Below are 17,291 nucleotides of genomic sequence, written 5' to 3'. Positions count from 1 at the left end.
ACAGGTAAGCACGGCCTTCGGAGAGGGGTCACGACGCCCCTACCCCTCCTGGCCGTCCTTCTTGCGCTTGCTGGGCTTGAGGATGACCTTGTCGATGCGCGAGCCGTCCATGTCGACGATCTCGAGGTCGAAACCGCCGATCGTGACATGCTCGCCCTCGGTGGGCAGGCGGCCCAGGCGGTCGAGGATCAGGCCGGCCACCGTGTGATAGCCGCCTTCAGCCTCGAAGTTTTCGCCGAGGTGGTCGTTCAGTTCCTGGATGTCGAGGCGCGCGTCGATCAGCCAGCCGCCGTCCTCGCGGCGGATGATGCGCTTCTCGTCGTCGTCGTGATCTTCCGGGAAGTCGCCGGCGATCATTTCCAAGAGGTCCAGCGGCGTGATCGCGCCCTGCAGCGAGCCGAACTCGTCGACGACGAGGGCCATGTGCAGGCTGGTCGACTTGAAGAGCTGCAGCGCCTTGAGCAGCGACATGGTCTCGGGGATGGCCAGCGGCTGCTGGACGTGGGCCTTCAGGTCCAGCGGCTCGCCCGACAGGCAGGCGTCCAGCAGGTCCTTCTTCAGCAACACGCCGACGTCGCCGTCGAGGTCGCCCTCGGTGGCCACCACGATGCGCGAGTGGGCGCTGGCGCGGATTTCCTTGAGCACGGTCTCGGTGTCGTCGGCGAGGGAGACCCAGAAGAGGTCGCGGCGCGGGGTCATGGCCACGCGCACGGGACGATCGCCCAGGCGCAGCACCTCCTGGATCATCGAGCGCTCCTCGGGCTCGATCAGGCCGGCGTCCGCGCCCTCGGCCAGTACGGCTTCGACCTCTTCGGAGGTGACGCTGGTGTTGCGCTCGTCACGCACGCCCATCAGGCGCAGGACAGCGGCGGTCGAGACCGTGAGCAGGGTCACGAAGGGCCGCAGCACCGTGGCCACCACGGCCAGGAACGGCGCCATGCGGCGGGCGATGGCGTCGGGGAAGATCAGGGCCAAGCGCTTGGGCACCAGCTCGCCCAGGATCACCGAGACATAGGTCAGGCCGATGACGACGAGCGTCGTGGCGATGGCCTCTGAGTATTTGGCCAGGGCCGGGACGCTGGCCTCCAGCCAAGCGTCCAGGGCTGCGGCGATGGTGGCTTGGCCGTAGGCGCCGGCGAAGATGCCGATCAGGGTAATGCCCACCTGCACGGCCGACAGGAACCGCGTCGGATGCTCGGCCATGTCGAGCGCCAGCTTGGCGCCCCGGTCGCCGCGCTCGGCGAAGCCTTGCAAACGCGCCTTCCGGGCCGAGACAACGGCCAGTTCGGACATGGAAAAGACCCCGTTCAGCAGAACGAGGAACAGGACGACGACGAGCGAGACGAGGATCATGGCCCTTCAGGGTCAGGGACGCGTCGCCGGACGGCGACTGCGGCGGGGGCGCACGGGCCCTGCTTGCCCACTATACAAAGAAAAACGCCGCGGCTCCTAGAGCCGCGGCGCCTTTCTCTGGACTTCGCCCGCCGATGCGGCGGCCCTGATCAGAGCAGACGCGTGCGGATGACCTGTGACAGCAGGTCGATCATCGAGACCGCCACCACGATGACCAGCACGATGCAGCCGGTCTGGTCGAACTGGAACGCGTTGATCGAGTCGTACAGAATCTGACCGATGCCACCGGCGCCGATGATGCCCAGCACCGTGGCCGCACGGCTCGACGACTCGAAACGGTACAGCGCATAGCTGGTCCAGAGCGGGGCCACCTGCGGGATCACCCCCCAGACGATTTCCTGCAGCTTGACCGCGCCCGTGGCCCGCACGCCCTCGACGGGCCCCTTGTCGATCGACTCGACGGCCTCGGCGAACAGCTTGGCCAGCACGCCGCCGGTGTTGAACATGATCGACATGACGCCGGCGAAGGGACCAAGGCCGACGGCGGTGATGAAGATCAGGGCGACGACCAGGTCCGGGATCGAGCGGATCAGGTCCAGCACCCGGCGCACCGGCTGCTGCACCCACACCGGCGCGATGTTGCGCGCGCCCAGAAGCCCCAGCGGAATGGCCACGATGATGGCCAGCGCCGTGCCCCACATGGCCATCTGGATAGTCTGCCACATCTTGCCGATGAACAGGCTCCAGTCCATCGACATGAACAGCTGGGCGTCCGTGAACGGCTTGAAGAACAGCTGGGCGAAGCCCTGCGTCTTCTCGGTGTCGGTGAACAGCTGCGGGAACTTGTCGATCTCGGCCGGCTTGAAGCTGATGATCAACAGCAGGATCACCCCGCCCCACAGCAGGGTGTCGAAGGCCAGGGCCGAGGTCGACCGCTTCGGCGGCGGCGGAATCGCCCCTTCAATCTTGGCGGCTTGGCTCATCAAGGACCTCAGTTGGCCGGCTGGGCGACGACGCCCGCCTTGCCTTCGGCGGCGAGGCGCTCAGCCTTGACGCCGTCGAGGACCTTCTGCGCGGCCGCGAGCTTGGCCTGATCGCCCGCCTCGCGGGCCAGGCCCAGCTGCTCGGTGGCTTCCATCTCGCGAACCACCAGCAGGTGGGTGTCGTCGGCCGGCTTGAAGCCGCCGATCGACAGCCGCTTCAGATAGCCGCGCTGCTGCTCGGCCTCGGGCGTGTCGCCCTGAGCGTAGGTCAGGAAGAACTGACGCAGCTTTTCCTTCACGACCGGATCGAGGTCCTTGCGCCAGACCAGCGGATCTTCCGGCAGGGTCGGCGATTCCCAGATAATCCGGATCTTGTCGGTCACGCCCTCGCCCCGCGCCTTGGACAGACCGATGGCGGTGGAGTTGTTGGTCGAGGCGTCCAGCTTGCCGTTGGCCACGGCGAACAGGTTCGCCTGATGGTTGGCGCTGATCACCGTCTTGAAGCACGTCTCGGGCTTCTTGTTGGCCGGGATGAAGACATAGGTCATCGGCGCCAGGGTGCCGGAGGTCGACTTCTTGTCGCCGATGCCGAAATCCAGGCTCTTGTCGCACTTCAGAAGGTCCTGGACCGACTGGATCTTGCTGTCGGCCGGCACGATGATCACAGACTTGTAGCCATCGGTGCCCGACGGATCGAACGTGCGGGCGAAGACCTCGCCGTTCGAGCGGCGCACCGCCTCAAGGCCCGACTGGTTGGAGAACCAGCCAAGGTCCGTCTGCTTGGCCCCCATGGCCACGATCAGCGACGAGTAGTTGGACGAGAAGAACGGCTTCACCTTCAGGCCGGTCTGCTTCTCCATGTCCTTCAGGATCGGCGTCCAGTAGCTCTCCATGTTCTGGGTCGACTCGGTCGACAGGATGGAGAAGGTCACCTCGTTGTTGGCCGCCGGCGCGTCGGACTTGCCCGAGCAGGAAGCCAAGGCCAAGGCCGAGAGACCGGCGGCGATCACGAGAGCCGAACGACGGCTGATCATTGGGGAGCTCCTTCCCAGAACACGTCCTCGAATTCCGGGCCGTAGATATCGATGAGTTTCTCACGCTTCAGCTCGGACGCCGGGCCGTCATAGACCTTCTGACCGGCCTTCAGGGCCACGACCCGGTCGCAATAGCGCAGGGCGTAGTCCACCTGGTGCAGGGTGACGACGACCGTCAGGCCATCGCTTTGATTCAGGTCACGAAGGATCTCCATGACCTTGCGCGCCGAGACGGGATCGAGCGAGGCGACCGGCTCGTCGGCGAGGATGATCTTGGCCTTCTGCACCAGCGCCCGGGCGATGGCGCCGCGTTGCTGCTGCCCGCCGGAAAGCGTATTGGCGCGCTGGGCGGCGTATTCGGAAACGCCCACCCGGTGCAGGGCCGCCATGGTCGCGTCGCGCGTCTCCTTGGGCCACCAGCCCAAAAGCCCCTGGACCACCGGGATCCGCCCCAGCGAGCCCAGGGCCACGTTGCTGAACAGCGACAGGCGGCCGACCAGATTGAACTGCTGGGCGATGAAGCCGATGCGGACCCGCGCTTTGCGCACCTGATCAGACACCTTGCCACGCGCCTGCACCGGCCCGCCGAAGGCGGTGATGGCGCCCTCGCCCTCATCAATGGTCTGAAGACCGTCGATCGAGCGCAGAAGCGTGGATTTGCCCGACCCGGAAGGGCCAATGAGCGCGATCATCTCGCCCCGATTCACATCGAGCGAGACGGCGTCCAGCGCGCGGCGAGACCCGAAGGTCTTCGAGGCGGCGCGGATCGAGAGAACAGGGTCCGACGTCATGGTCGGGGCGAATCCTTAACGTGGTTTCACAGGTTGGGAAATGCGTTCTCCGGTTTGCGGTCGGGACGCAACGGATTTGTGACGGCCACCCGTGTTTTATCCGGCCAGGACCGCGCGGCCTCCCCAGCGAAAAGCCCTTGTATTTTCAGCCTCTGAGCGGTTGGGGGCGGCGAAATCACGCACACCGGCGCCCGACGCGGCCGCCTGGATCAATTCGTCCCGAAACAGGGCCATAAAAGGGTCTTTACATCCCGGATCATTGCCCCTATTTCGCACGGCTCCGGCGGACCCGAAGTCCTCTAAACGCTGCTAACGCCGGCCTGGGTTTAACTTCCAACAGGGGGTTACGTGAATTGCGCACGTACCATTCGCCCCTGGACCTGGTCCGTGAGCGGTCACCGGAACGTCCCGTCGCACTCGTGCGGCCTGACGCGGTTGCCGTAGCTGCGCGCTGGTTCCAGTCCGAATTTAAAGGTGACGTTTTCTACGCGGTGAAGGCCAATCCTTCGCCGTGGGTGATCCGCGAGCTGGCCAAGGCCGGCGTGCGATCCTTCGACGTTGCGTCGCTGAACGAGGTCGAGCTTGTGGCCAACGAGGCCCCGGGCTCGCGCATGGCCTTCATGCACCCGGTCAAAAGCCGGGCGGCGATCTCCGCCGCCTATTTCGACCACGGTGTGAAAGCCTTCTCGTTCGACACCCACGAAGAGCTGGCCAAGATCCTGGACGCCACGGGCCAGGCCAAGGACCTCAACCTGATCGTCCGCATGGGCGTGCAGGCCGAGGGCGCGGCCTACAGCCTGTCGGGCAAGTTCGGGGTCGAGATGCATAACGCGCCGGACCTTCTGCTGGCCGCGCGCCGCGCGACCCAGGACCTGATGGGCGTCTCCTTCCACGTGGGCAGCCAGTGCATGCGCCCGACCGCCTTCCAGGCGGCGATGGCCCAGGCCTCGCGGGCTCTGGTTCGCGCCGGCGTGCTGGCCGATGTCGTCGACGTCGGCGGCGGCTTCCCGTCGATCTATCCGGGCATGGTCCCGCCGGATCTCTCCGAGTATCTGGCGGCGATCGACCGCGGCTTCGCCGAGATGATGGTCCACGAGACCACCGAGCTCTGGTGCGAACCCGGCCGCGCCCTGGTGGCGGAAGCCTCGTCGCTGCTGGTCAAGGTCGAGCTGAAGAAGGGCGACGCGCTCTATCTGAACGACGGCTCGTACGGGTCGCTGTTCGACGCCGCGCACATGAAGTGGCCGTTCCCGGTCAAGCTGTACCGCAAGAGCGGCGAAGTGGTGGAAGAAGGCCTCAAGCCCTTCCGCTTCTATGGCCCGACCTGCGACAGCGTCGACCACATGCCCGGCCCCTTCTACCTGCCGGAAAGCGTCGACGAGGGCGACTATATCGAAATCGGCATGCTCGGCGCCTATGGCGTGGCCATGAACACCCGCTTCAACGGCTTTGGCGAGACCGACACCGTCGAGGTGCAGGACGCGCCGATGGCCTCGATGTACGGCCTGGCCAAGCGTTCGATCCCGGTCGTCCGTCAGGAGACGGAAGAGCGCAAGATCGTCCGCTTCTCGCGTCCCAAGGGCGCGGCCGGCAAGCGCAAGCGCCGTCGCTGATCCGACACGGTTCGCCAGTAGATCGTTTCTGAGTTAAACCGCGCGCCGCGCTCGACGTTTTCAGACGTCGAGCGCGGCTCGTACTTTTCGCTCCCTCCGGTCGCTCCGTCCCGGTGAAGAGCTTGTTTCAACGACGGGCGTCCAAAGTCAGGGAAACCGAAGCGATGAACGCTCCCGTTCCGAACAACCAAAAAGCCGAACTCCTCCAGAAGGTCGTCGAGCACGTCGACATCACCAGCTACGACGCCCGTCCGATCATCGACTCGATGCGCAAGATGTCGTTCAGCTCGCGCGACACCGCCCGCGCCGCCGACATCTTCAACATGGCCCTGGCCGACAAGGGCTGCTCGACCTGGCTGATCCTGGCCGGTTCGACCTCGGCGGGCGGCTGCATGCACGTCTACCGCGACATGGTGAAGAACGGCATGATCGACGCCGTGGTCGCCACCGGCGCCAGCATCGTCGACATGGACTTCTTCGAAGCCCTCGGCTTCAAGCACTATCAGGCCGCCGGCCCGGTCGACGACAACGTCCTGCGCGACAACTATATCGACCGCATCTACGACACCTATATCGACGAAGAAGAGCTGCAGGCCTGCGATCACACGATCCTGGAGATCTGCAACAAGCTCGAGCCCCGTGGCTATTCCTCGCGCGAGTTCATCTGGGAGATGGGCAAGTGGCTGGCGGAAGGTAACGCCAAGAAGGAAGGCTCGCTGATCCAGACCTGCTACGAAGAGGGCGTGCCGATCTTCTGCCCGGCCTTCGTCGACAGCTCGGCCGGTTTCGGTCTGGTCAAGCACCAGAAGGAAAAGATCGCCGAGAAGAAGCCCTACCTGATGATCGACGCGGTCGCCGACTTCCGTGAACTGACGGACGTCAAGATCGCGGCCGGCACCACGGGCCTGTTCATGGTCGGCGGCGGCGTGCCCAAGAACTTCGCCCAGGACACCGTCGTCTGCGCCGAGATCCTCGGCGTCGAGGCCGACATGCACAAGTACGCCATCCAGATCACGGTCGCCGACGTCCGTGACGGCGCCTGCAGCTCGTCGACGCTGAAGGAAGCCGCCTCGTGGGGCAAGGTCTCGACCACCTACGAGCAGATGGTCTTCGCCGAAGCCACCACGGTGGTTCCGCTGATCGCCAGCGACGCCTACTGGCGCAAGGCCTGGGAAGGCCGCGAAAAGCCGCGCTGGAACAAGCTGTTCGGCAAGTAAGGCTGACAGTCCGGCGGGCTTGATCCGCCGGAGTTGAAAATGCAGGGTCCCCGAAAGTAATTTCGGGGACCCTTTTTCATGCGCGCTGTCTGGCTCGTCACCACCGCCGCCCTGATGCTGACCGGCTGCGCCACGCTGAGCGGCGATGCGCCCAGCAACCGCTACCTGGCCAAGGGCGTGTTCGACGCGCGCGACCACCTGCCGCCACCGCCGGCCAAGGGCTCGGAGGCGGCCTTGCGAGACCGCGAGATCTTCCGCGCCACGCGCGCCCTGAAGGACACGCCGCGCTGGTCGCTGGCCCAGGAGGACAATGTCGAGGAGAGGGTCCTCGACGGCTACGCCTGCGCCCTGGGGGTCACCCCATCGTTCGAACGCAATCCGAAACTCGCCGCCACCCTGCTGCGCATGAGCCGCGACGTTCGCTCGGCCGTCGCCGGGCCGAAACTCAAATATCGCCGCCCCCGCCCCTATTTCAGCGAGGAGGGGCCGATCTGCATCAAGCGTAGCCTGGGCCTGGCGCTGTCGCCGGACTACCCTTCCGGCCACGCGACCTGGGGCTGGAGCGTCGGCCTTGTCCTGGCCGAGGTGGCGCCCGACCGCCGCGAGGCGATCCTGACCCGCGCCCAGGCCTATGGCGAAAGCCGCGTGGTCTGCGGCGTGCACAACATGAGCTCGGTCGAGGCGGGCCGGATGAACGCGGAAAACCTGCTGTCGGCGCTGAAGTCGTCCGACGCCTTCAAGGCCGATCTCGCCGCCGCCCGGGCCGAACTCGATGCGGCGCGCGCGGCGGGTCCGGCGCCGGCGCCGGCGCGCTGCGAGGCCGAGGCGGCGGCGCTATCCAAACCTCTGCTGTAGCTTGCGCCAGCGCCACCCGACCTCTACCTCTTGAGCATGGCCAACGCTCCCTCCTGCGGACACGACCACCACAACCACGGCGTCGCCGGCGCGGCCCTGGCGGCCGAGCTCGACGCGGCCGAGGCGCGCTGCGCGGCCGCCGACCAGCGCCTGACCGCGCCGCGCCGCCGGGTGCTCGAGTTGTTGCTGGAAGCCGGCCAGCCGGTGAAGGCCTATGACCTGATCTCGTCCTTCGGGGGAAGCGGCCCGCCGGCCAAGCCGCCGACCGTCTATCGCGCCCTCGACTTCCTGGAAAAGCAGGGCTTCGCGCACCGGATCGAGAGCCTCAACGCCTATGTCGCCTGTCGCAAGGAGGCTGACGGCCACGCCGCAGCCTTCCTGATCTGCGACTGCTGCGGCGCGACCCGCGAGATCGAACCCAAGGCCAGCGCCGAGATCATCGCCGCCGGCGAGGCCGCCGGCTATGCGCTGCGGGGCGTGACGATCGAGGCCCACGGCCTTTGCGCCGATTGCCGAAGCTGAGCAAAGCCCGCTAGGTTCGAACAAACGTTCACCATCGCTTGAGTTTTCGCCATGACGACCGCCCAGCCCCTCCCCGGCGTCGAGATCTGGCGTGGTGGCGTGAACACCTGGGACTGCGACGAGATGGGGCACATGAACGTGCGCCACTATGTGGTGCGCGCCCAGGAAGGCTTGATCGGCATGGCCGCCGAGCTGGGCCTGCCGCACGCCTTCTCGCCCCACGCCAATGCGACCCTGCTGGTCAAGGAGCAGCATATCCGCTTCCTGCGCGAGGCCCACGCCGGCGCGCCGCTCTACATGCTGGGCGGGGTCATCGAGATGAGCGAGACCGAGGCGCGGATCCTGCAGCTCCTGATCCACCCGGCCTCCGGCGAACTGGCGGCCACCTTCCAGACCACGGTCGTCCACGCCACGCCGCGGGACGGCCAGCCCTTCCCCTGGCCCAGGATCGCCCGCGAGCGCGCCGAGGCGCTGAAGATCGCGGTTCCCGAGCGCGCCCAGGCCCGCAGCATCGACCTCTCCCCGTTTACGCCCACCGCCAACCTGGCGCGCGCCGACGCCCTGGGTCTGGCCCGGATCGGTCTGGGCGGCCTCTTGCCGTCGGACTGCGACGTGTTCGGACGGATGCGCACCGAGCAGTTCATCGGCCGGGTGTCGGACGGCATCGGCACGTTCATCCATCCGTTCCGCGACCTCGTGGTCGAGCATGCCGAGCACAAGCCTCAGCGGATGGGCGGCGCGGTGCTGGAGTACCGGATCGTCCACCTGGCCTGGCCGCGCGCCGGGGATCGGATCGAGATCCGCTCGGGCCTGCTGGGAACCGACGCCCGGACCATGCGCGTGGTCCACTGGATGCTGGACCCCGCCACCGGCGAGCCCTGGGGCACCTCCGAGGCGGTGGCGATCACCTTCGACCTCGACGCCCGCAAGGTGGTGCCGGTGACCGACGCCGCGCGGGCGGCCTTGTCCCGCCACGAGATCAGCGGGCTGGCGCTCTAAGCCGTCGCCATCTCGAACAGGGCGTCGCGCACCAGATCGGGGCGCTCCATGGGCAGGAAGTGGCTCGTGCCCTCGATCGTCTCGATCCGGACGTCGCGCCCTCGCCGCGCGAAGCCGTCGCCGGCGCGGCAGGTCGAATGCTTCTGGGCCTTGAGGATGCGCACCGGCGCGGTCACCCGCCGAACCGCGCGCCAGGGATCGTGCGCCTGGGCGGCGTAGTTCGAGGCTTCCCAGGCCGGGGCGCAGGCCAGGCGCACCTTGCCGTCCGGCGCGTCGACGACTCCGCCGGCGACATAGTCGGCCAGCATGGTCTCAGGCCAGGTCTTGAAGGCGCCGCGCCCCTTGTAGCCGGCGAACACCGCCTCGCGATTGTCGAACACCGCCCGCCGCTTCAGCGCCGCCTGAGCGATCGGCAACTGCAGGAAGCCTCGGCCGGAGGTCCAGGGGGCCTTGGCGTAGAGGTTGGCCAGCCAGGGCATGATCACCGGGTCCAGCAGCAGCAGGCCCTTGACCCGATCCGGACGCTCGGCGGCGGTCAGCAGGCTGACCGTGCCGCCCATCGAATGGCCGGCCAGCACCGCCGGCGGTCCGTCCAGAACGTCCAGCAGGCCGACCAGGTCATCCCGCAGATCCCGCCACGACCGGCGCCCCTTGGGATCAGCCGGCAGGGTGGTGGCGCCGTGGCCGCGCTGGTCGATGGCCAGGACCCTCAGGCCGGCCGCCAGCGGCGACAGCAGCGTGCGGTAGGTCTGGGCGTTGAAGCCGTTGGCGTGGACGAAGACGATATCGATAGCCCGGTCCTCGGGACCAAACTCCAGGGCCGCGATCTCGCCGCCGGGGACGGCCACGACACGTCGGCGAGGTTCGCGAAAGACGGCCGCGTCCATGCGGTGGCTCCCTGAAGGTGATCGGGCGTAAGTTAGGCCTCTCCAGCCGTCGCGTCCATGGAGCTCGGGATAGGCGTGACGATTGGCGCTACGCCGGCTCACGCCCTGCGCGGCGCGCCGGCCCGAAAGGGGGATCCCCCGCCTGAACCAGACGAACGATCCCCTTCAAGGCCGTCAGCGGACGGCGGCGCTGCGATCCCCTAGGCCTGGGTCAGCTGCCACTCGCCGCGATTGTCGCGGCAGGCGCTGTAGCGCTGGGTCGAGGTCGCCTGGCCACCGCCCGAGACCGCCGCGTCGATGACCCGGCAGCTGGCGACCGTCTGACCGGTGGGACGCACCAGCGAGGCGGCCGCGTAGCCGACGCCAAAGCCGCTGCGGCCCACCAGCACCCAACCGCCCGTCGGCGCCTGGCCGATGGCGTCGAAGGTCTCGCCGGCCGCCAGCTTGCCGACCACGGCGGTCTTGGTGGAGGGCCCGGCGCGCAGGTTCGCCGTCGAGGCGGCCGTATAGGCGCCCGGGGTGGCGGCCAGGCTCTGCAGGCTCTGGACGCCCTGGGCGTAGCGGATGGTGCGGCCGTCGATCGGCGGGCCGTAGCTGGACGAGACCACATTGATGCGGCCCGAATTGCCGGTGCGGCTGTTGCTCCAGGTCTGGGAGACGCCCGTCTCCAGCGCCTTCTTGGTGGCCTGCTCGGCCAGGGCCGCGTCGGTCGACTGCATGCGGCAGCCGATATAGGCCCCCGCCGCCGCGCCGGCGGCCGCGCCGACCAGGGCGCCCAGGGTCTGTTCGTTCTTGGCCAGCTTGCTGCCCAGCAGAGCGCCGGCCGCCGCGCCGATCAGAGCACCGCCTTCCTGCTTCTTGCCCGAGCCTTCGCAGGAAAACAGGCCACCCAGCGGCTTGGATTGCTGGGCCAGCACCGGCGCCGGCGCGGCCGCCAGGCCGGCGCCCAGGACGGCGGCGATGGCCAGGGCCGTGGCGGGGGTCTTGCGCGTCGTCATGTCGTTTCCCTTTTCCGTAGGGTCAGTGTTGTCGCCGCCCTCCCCCCGTCCGATAGTCACGGACAACATAAGGGAGGCCGGCATGAGCAACCAGGATCAGGCGAACTATAGCTGTTTCAAGGTCGAGATCGAGGCTGGCGTCGCGCACATCCAATTGAAGCGCCCCGAAGCCATGAACACCATGACACGGCCGTTCTGGAACGAGCTTCCCGCGATTGTAAAGGATATTGATGACAATGCGCGCGCGCGCTGCATCGTCATCTCCTCGACCGGCAAGCATTTCAGCGCCGGCATGGACCTGTCGGTGTTCACCGACGACGAGGGCGTCACCGCCCGCCAGGACGCCGACCGCTGGGTGGCCGCCGAGAGCTTCCGCCGCTTCGTCCATCACCTGCAGGAGACCTTCAGCTGCCTGGACAAGGCCCGCATGCCGGTGATCGTCGCCATCCAGGGCGGCTGCATCGGCGGCGCGGTCGACTTCATCAGCGCCTGCGACATCCGCTACGCCACCACCGACGCCTTCTTCCAGATCCAGGAAATCAACATCGGCATGACCGCCGACGTCGGCACCTTCCCGCGCCTGTGCAAGCTGATCCCCGAGGGCTGGGTGCGGGAGCTGGCCTATGCCGGTCGCCGCCTGCCCGCCCAGCGGGCCCGCGACATCGGCCTCGTCAACGAGGTGTTCGACACCCACGAGGAGGTCGTCGCCCACGCCCTGGCCACCGCCCGCGAGATCGCCGGGAAGTCGCCGCTGGCCGTGGCCGGCAGCAAGGTGATGATCAACTACGCCCGCGACCACTCGATCGCCGACGCGCTGGACTACATCGCCACCTGGCAGACCGGCATGTTCAGCGGCCCGCACATGGCCGAGGCCTTCACCGCCAAGGCCCAGAAGCGCGATGCGGTGTTCCCGGATCTCTTGCCGCTGAAGAAGAAGATGTGAGGCGGCCCGAAACCCTCTCCCAAAGGGCGACGGCGGGGCCCACAGCGAAGCGGTGGGAGGCTGACGGTTTTCAGGGCTGGCGGGCTTAGACGCCACGAATGGCAAGCGTAAGTCGTCAGCCCGACTTCCGCTGACGACCCATGGCGGACGTTCGAAAAATCCTCCCCCCAGAGGGGGAGGAGGCCAAAGGCCGGAGGGGGAAGTTCTGCCGAGCCGGCTTCCTCCCCCTCCGTCGGCTTCGCCGACACCTCCCCCGCTAGGGGGAGGATTTGATCTGCCATCCACCCATACTTGCCCCCTCCGCGCCTTCGGCGCTCCTCCCCCGGAGGGGGAAGAAGGGAGCGAACCTTCTGGCCCCTATGGGGGCGGACGACCATGCGAAGCATGGTCCGGTGCGGGCCTGCGGCCTGTCCGACTTCCACCCTTCTCAGTCCTTCGGAACGTCCGCTCCCAGCCCCCTCCGGCGAGAGCGGCGCCCCCCTTACCCACCCATCGCTGCGCGATGGGCCCCGCCCTCTCCCAAAGGGAGAGGGTTTTCTATTGGTACGTGAACGCCATCGGCGTATCCGCCGCCGGCAGGCAGCTGCGGTCGACCGGCTGGGTCGGATCCAGGAAGAAGCTGCGGATCATCTTGCGCACGCACGGGCTGCTGCGCGAGACGCCGTGGGTGGCGTTGGTGACGATCACCACCTGCGAGCCCTGATAGCCCTTGGCGGCGGCGCGGGTCAGTTCCGGCGGGCAGCCCGGATCGATCTCGGCGGCCAGGAACAGGGTCGGGATGGCGGTCTTGACCGGGGCCTGCTCGACCTTGTTGATCGGCCCCACGTCGATCACGGCGCAGACGTCGTGGATGCGCTGCATCGAGGCGACCATCAGGCGGGCGACCGGATCCTTCTCGGCGCCGTCGGCGACGGCGGCGCGGGCCTCGAAGGGGATTTCTTCCTTGCACAGATGGGTCATGAACTGACCCTCGCTGTAGTAGTCGCGGCTCTCGACGAACTCGGCCACCGGCGAGACGTCGCCCTCAATGATCTTCCAGAGATCGCGCGGCAGGACACTGGCGGTGAAGTAGCTGGCGTCCATCAGCCAACCGCCGAGGTCATCGGCCGTGTAGGTCTTGCCGTTGATCGTCTGGGGACCGGCCAGCCAGCGCTCGGCGACGACGGCCAGCTTGGCCTTCAGGTCCGGATAGCGCTTGGCGCATTCGGCGACGCGGGCGCACTTGGCCATGACGATGTCGATCGAGCTGGAGACCATGGCCGGGCCGCCGACGGTCCAGTCGGCCTCGGGCGGCCAGGGCGAGTCTTGCACCACCGCGCGCACGCCCTCAGCCGCATGCGTCTGGATCGCCGCCTCGATGCGGGTGCCGTATGAGCCGCCATAGAGGTCGATCAGCGGCAGCTTGAGCAGCTTGCGCAGGTCCTGGACGTCCTTGGCGACCTCGACGGCGTTGTAGCGCGACAGGTTCACGCCCATGGCCTGGAAGGCCTTCATGCAGGCGATGATCGCCTGGGCGTCCTTGTCGCTGGGCGGGCCGGCGTCGGTCAGGTTGGCGCCGGGACAGTCGAGGTTGGGATCAGACTGCCCGCCGCCGCGCTGGTCGATGAAGATCCAGTCCTGATCGACCGCGACATACTCAAGCGCCGCCTTGCTCTTGAGCATCCGCGGCAGGCCGCCGACGGCCGAACCGCCCGGACCGCCGTGCAGATAGACGACGGGCGGCTGGCCGGCCTTGGGCGCGCTGGCCTTGACGATGGCGACCGCCACCGTGATCCGGCGGCTCTTGGGGTCGCCCCGCGTCTCGTCGACGACCAGGGTCCCGCAACGCACCTGCCGCGCGGCGTCCTTGTAGTCGCCCTTGCAGGTCGTCGGCTTGAACTGCGGCGCGGCGGCATGCGCAGCTCCGCCAAAACCAGCCAGAGCCAGGGCGCCGGCGGCGACAATCCAGGACAGACGCGACATCAAAGACTCCTACGGTTCGCGTGCATCAACACCAAGGTTAACGCTCACCGCAAGACTCAGTGCGAGATTATGCTTCGATCATGGACGGTCCGGAGACCCGTTTCCCTACCCTAGAAGCGATAGGCCACCGAGAGCACCGCCGACGGCTGGGTGGCCTCGACGACGATCGGGCTCTTGCGGGCATCGCCGGTCAGACGGCTGAGGCTGGCGGTCGCGCCCAGGCTGACCTTGTCGTTCAGGCGATAGTTGGCGCTCAGCGACATCGAGACGTCCTTGACGCCGCCGCCCGGACGATAGACCGGCAGCTTCGAGGCTGCGGACTGCGCAGCGCTGATCCCGAAATAGGCGCGGTTGTACTGGCTGTCGGCCCAGGTCGCCGAAGCGCTGGGCGTCACGCTGAGACGGTCAGACACACGGATCGGATAGGCGAGGCTCGCATCCACCAGCGCGCCGTCGACATCCCCCGACACCACCTTGGTCGCGCCCACGGTGGCCAGCACGCCGCCAAAGCGCATGTCGGCCGCCACGCGCAGACCCGCGCCGCCGTCCAGACGCCCGATACCCGTCGGCGCGTCGCGTCGACGATAGCCCGGCACGAAAGTCGCGCCGGCGCCGACCTTGACCTTGGGTCCGTCGACGACGTTGTAGCCAAAGCCCTTGCGACCGCTGGCGAAGAACCGGCCATAGGTGACGTCGATCACCGGGAACGGCATCAGGCGGTAGTCGTCCCCGCCCTGGTAGCCGGGCGTATACACGGCCGCGATCCCGACGACGGCGCGATCCGGCGCGCGCGACTGCGCGGCGGCGGACGTCGCCGCCGCTAGGGCCCCCAGGGCCAAAAGGCTACGCGCAGCGTACGTGCGAAGAGAGATCATGGTCCGGACGGGCTCCTAGTCGATGTCCCGTATATACGCGAACGCCGTCGACGCGGATGTGACGATGAAATTAAAAGTTGAGGGACGCGCCGTCGGCGGGCATCTCGGCGCCGCTCAGGTCGGCTCCCTCCAGCCGAGCCCCCGAAAGATCAGCCTCGATGAATCTGGCCCGCGGCGCGCTGGCGCCACGCAGATTGGCTCCTCGCAGCGCAGCGCGGGTGAGATCCGTACGGATCACCCGATCCTCCGCGATCCGTAGCGGACCCAGCTTGGCGTCGGACAGGTCGGCCCGGGAGAGCTGAGCGCCTACGAGACGCGCGCCCCGCAAGTCAGCCCCGCGCAGCTTGACCCCTCGCAGGTCGGCGCCGGCGAGGTTGGCGCCCTGCAACTGCGCGCCTTCCAGGTCCATGCCGAAGAACACCGCGTTCGGCGCCGAAAGGCCGCTCAGCCGACGGTTCTTCAGGCGGCGCAGCGGCCGGAAGTCGACTTCCGACACCCGCGCGACCGCACCGTCGCGGCCTTCGGATTTGCAGAACAGCTCGTGGGCCTCCAGCACCTCGTTCAGCGGCAGATCGTCGACATAGATGATCGGCGGCGGCGCGCGCAGGACCTGGGTCAGGTCCGCGCCGGTCAGGTCCGCACCGCTGAGGTCGGCGCCCACCAGCACCGCGCGGCGCAGGGAGACCTTGGAGAGGTCGGCGTTGTACAGATTGGCGCCCGAAAGATCCGCCCCGTCCATCAGAGCGTTCGCCAGCCGGGCGCCCTGCAAGCTCACGTTGGACAGGTCGGCGTCGGTGAAGTCCGCCTGCTGCGCGAACGCGCCGGACATCTGCGCGCCATTCAGGTTGGCCCCTTGCAGCAGGGCGTAGTCGAGCTCACCGGGGCGCTTGGAATGCTCCAGGATCCGCAACCCCTTCTCCTCGTCCTGCACGGCGGTGACGCCTTCTCGCAGGTCGCAGTTCGACAGATTGGCCCCGCCGAGGTTCGCGCCGCGCAGGCAGGCGCCGCGCATGTCGCTGCGGGACAGGTCCGCGTCGCGCAGGTCGGAGTCGCGGAGATCCGCGCCATACAGCGTCGCCCGGCAAAGCCTGGCCCCGCGCAGGGCCGCGCCGCCCAGCAGCGCGCCCGTCAGGTCAGCCTCCGATAGATCGGCCCCGTCCAGTTCGTAGTTGTTCAGATTGACGTACTGCAGCACCGCCCGACGCCCCTTGGGCAGCCCCTTCAGATAACGGGTGTGCGCCTCCAGCACCTCGCGGACCACCGAAGGGTGGACGTTGCGGATCAGGCTCGCTTGAGACGGCTTGGCGGACGGCATCGTTCGGGGACGAAACGCTCAAAAGGGACGGAGATGACGCGAGAACAGCGCGCACGGTCCCACGACAGCCTTAAGCAAGCGTTCAAAAGTGCGACAGAAAGTCGCTATTCGTCAGAGCGAGCGACACTACCCGCAATGCGGGCGCCGGATCCGGCGAGACGCGATACGGCTTAGCGCGGCGCGTTCGGCTTGTTGTTGGGGTCGCTGGGCGGCGAACCACCGCCCGTGGCGGCCTCGATCAGGGCCGCGATGCGGTCGGTCGAGTCGGCGGCCTGGGTGATGATGTCCAGCGGCGAGGCGCGGACCGAGGCGGCCACCTGGTTGGCGGCGGACTTGGCGGCCGAGACCACGGCGTTCTGGGCCATGGCGATCTTGCTGGTGGCCATGGCGATCTTCATCGCCTGGGCGTCCTGATAGATGAAGCCGTTGGTCGGATAGACCGTGGTGCCAAGGTCACGGATCGGATCGTACCAGACCTTGACCTGCGTCCAGTCGCCGTTGGGCGAGACGTCGACGACGGTGACGTCCTTTTCGATCTGGCCGCGATCGCCTTCGATCACCGACCAGTTGGCGTGGGTGACCTGGATGACGCGGTCCGTGAGCACCTGGCTGACGAACGCCACGTGGCCGAGGTTCATGCGGGCCGTGGGCTTGAAGGAGAGGACCGAGCCGATCTTCGGGGCCGAGCCCGTGTCGTACTTGCCGGCCGCCTGGCTCCACCAGGTGCGGGCGTCACCGAAGATCTGGATACCCGACATCAGACGCGCGAACGGGACGCACTGCCAGTAGCCGTCAGCGTTCGCGCCGGACATCGGCACGAGGCTGATCATGGCGGCAGCGGCCAGGGAGCCCAGAAGGGTCCTCGTCCGTTTCGTCATGCTGTGGGCACTCCCCCGCGTCACTGGGTGAAGGGATAACCCTACCGACGATTGGTGAAAAGAGTG

General features: G+C 67.6%; 16 protein-coding genes and 1 pseudogene. 7 read left to right on the top strand and 10 right to left on the bottom strand.

What is annotated here, in order from left to right; all coding sequences use genetic code 11:
• Positions 1-39: 39 nt before the first annotated feature.
• The 4 genes from OVA11_RS04815 to phnC form a co-directional block, all read right to left on the bottom strand.
• Positions 40-1,353 (bottom strand): hemolysin family protein, encoded by a 1,314-nt coding sequence (locus OVA11_RS04815; protein ID WP_268066426.1) that lies wholly within the window; start codon positions 1,351-1,353, stop codon positions 40-42.
• Positions 1,354-1,502: 149 nt separating this feature from the next.
• Positions 1,503-2,339, bottom strand: a complete 837-nt coding sequence (gene phnE / locus OVA11_RS04810; protein WP_268066425.1) for a phosphonate ABC transporter, permease protein PhnE — start codon at positions 2,337-2,339, stop codon at positions 1,503-1,505.
• A 5-nt stretch (positions 2,340-2,344) separates the two neighbouring features.
• Positions 2,345-3,370, bottom strand: coding sequence for a phosphate/phosphite/phosphonate ABC transporter substrate-binding protein (gene phnD, locus OVA11_RS04805; protein WP_268066424.1), 1,026 nt, complete (start codon positions 3,368-3,370; stop codon positions 2,345-2,347).
• Positions 3,367-4,161, bottom strand: coding sequence for a phosphonate ABC transporter ATP-binding protein (gene phnC / locus OVA11_RS04800; RefSeq protein WP_010918250.1), 795 nt, complete (start codon positions 4,159-4,161; stop codon positions 3,367-3,369). The genes phnD and phnC overlap by 4 nt, the downstream gene beginning before the upstream one ends.
• A gap of 353 nt (positions 4,162-4,514) precedes the next feature.
• Here phnC and OVA11_RS04795 point away from each other — a divergent pair, with 353 nt between their 5' ends.
• From OVA11_RS04795 to OVA11_RS04775, 5 genes are all read left to right on the top strand, one after another.
• Positions 4,515-5,774 carry a type III PLP-dependent enzyme gene (locus OVA11_RS04795; RefSeq protein WP_268066423.1) on the top strand — a complete coding sequence of 420 codons (1,260 nt, stop codon included), beginning with the start codon at positions 4,515-4,517 and terminating at the stop codon, positions 5,772-5,774.
• A 164-nt stretch (positions 5,775-5,938) separates the two neighbouring features.
• On the top strand, positions 5,939-6,991 hold the full coding sequence (locus OVA11_RS04790; RefSeq protein WP_096052652.1) for a 1,9-bis(guanidino)-5-aza-nonane synthase: 1,053 nt from the start codon (positions 5,939-5,941) through the stop codon (positions 6,989-6,991).
• A gap of 78 nt (positions 6,992-7,069) precedes the next feature.
• Positions 7,070-7,846 (top strand): acid phosphatase, encoded by a 777-nt coding sequence (locus OVA11_RS04785; protein WP_268066422.1) that lies wholly within the window; start codon positions 7,070-7,072, stop codon positions 7,844-7,846.
• A gap of 36 nt (positions 7,847-7,882) precedes the next feature.
• Positions 7,883-8,368, top strand: a complete 486-nt coding sequence (locus OVA11_RS04780; RefSeq protein WP_268066420.1) for a Fur family transcriptional regulator — start codon at positions 7,883-7,885, stop codon at positions 8,366-8,368.
• Positions 8,369-8,419: 51 nt separating this feature from the next.
• Entirely contained in the window at positions 8,420-9,367 is a 948-nt protein-coding gene (locus OVA11_RS04775; RefSeq protein WP_268066418.1) for a thioesterase family protein, read from the top strand.
• Here the strand turns inward: OVA11_RS04775 and OVA11_RS04770 are convergent.
• Both OVA11_RS04770 and OVA11_RS04765 read right to left on the bottom strand, forming a co-directional pair.
• Complete coding sequence (locus OVA11_RS04770) at positions 9,364-10,254, bottom strand: alpha/beta fold hydrolase (RefSeq protein ID WP_010918244.1); 891 nt, start codon at positions 10,252-10,254, stop codon at positions 9,364-9,366. The genes OVA11_RS04775 and OVA11_RS04770 overlap by 4 nt on opposite strands.
• Before the next feature lie 200 nt (positions 10,255-10,454).
• A complete protein-coding gene (locus OVA11_RS04765; RefSeq protein ID WP_268066416.1) occupies positions 10,455-11,252 on the bottom strand; it encodes an SH3 domain-containing protein in 798 nt (265 codons plus the stop codon).
• Between the two features lie 82 nt (positions 11,253-11,334).
• On the opposite strand from OVA11_RS04765, the gene OVA11_RS04760 reads away from it, so the two are divergent.
• Positions 11,335-12,195, top strand: coding sequence for a crotonase/enoyl-CoA hydratase family protein (locus OVA11_RS04760; RefSeq protein WP_268066414.1), 861 nt, complete (start codon positions 11,335-11,337; stop codon positions 12,193-12,195).
• A 129-nt stretch (positions 12,196-12,324) separates the two neighbouring features.
• Positions 12,325-12,465: pseudogene (locus OVA11_RS04755) on the top strand (hypothetical protein); the annotation flags it as partial.
• A gap of 267 nt (positions 12,466-12,732) precedes the next feature.
• Here the strand turns inward: OVA11_RS04755 and OVA11_RS04750 are convergent.
• The 4 genes from OVA11_RS04750 to OVA11_RS04735 all read right to left on the bottom strand — a co-directional run bounded on the left by OVA11_RS04750 (position 12,733) and on the right by OVA11_RS04735 (position 17,225).
• Positions 12,733-14,160 (bottom strand): alpha/beta hydrolase, encoded by a 1,428-nt coding sequence (locus OVA11_RS04750; RefSeq protein WP_268066413.1) that lies wholly within the window; start codon positions 14,158-14,160, stop codon positions 12,733-12,735.
• A 107-nt stretch (positions 14,161-14,267) separates the two neighbouring features.
• The gene (locus OVA11_RS04745) at positions 14,268-15,032 is read right to left on the bottom strand and encodes a MipA/OmpV family protein (protein ID WP_268066411.1); all 765 of its coding nucleotides are present in this window, start codon (positions 15,030-15,032) and stop codon (positions 14,268-14,270) included.
• Positions 15,033-15,102: 70 nt separating this feature from the next.
• On the bottom strand, positions 15,103-16,347 hold the full coding sequence (locus tag OVA11_RS04740; RefSeq protein ID WP_268066409.1) for a pentapeptide repeat-containing protein: 1,245 nt from the start codon (positions 16,345-16,347) through the stop codon (positions 15,103-15,105).
• A 170-nt stretch (positions 16,348-16,517) separates the two neighbouring features.
• On the bottom strand, positions 16,518-17,225 hold the full coding sequence (locus OVA11_RS04735) for a CHAP domain-containing protein (protein ID WP_268066407.1): 708 nt from the start codon (positions 17,223-17,225) through the stop codon (positions 16,518-16,520).
• Between the last annotated feature and the right edge of the window lie 66 nt (positions 17,226-17,291).

It is taken from the genome of Caulobacter sp. SL161 (genome assembly GCF_026672375.1).
GTDB lineage: Bacteria > Pseudomonadota > Alphaproteobacteria > Caulobacterales > Caulobacteraceae > Caulobacter.
This window is presented reverse-complemented; position numbering and strand designations above follow the sequence as displayed.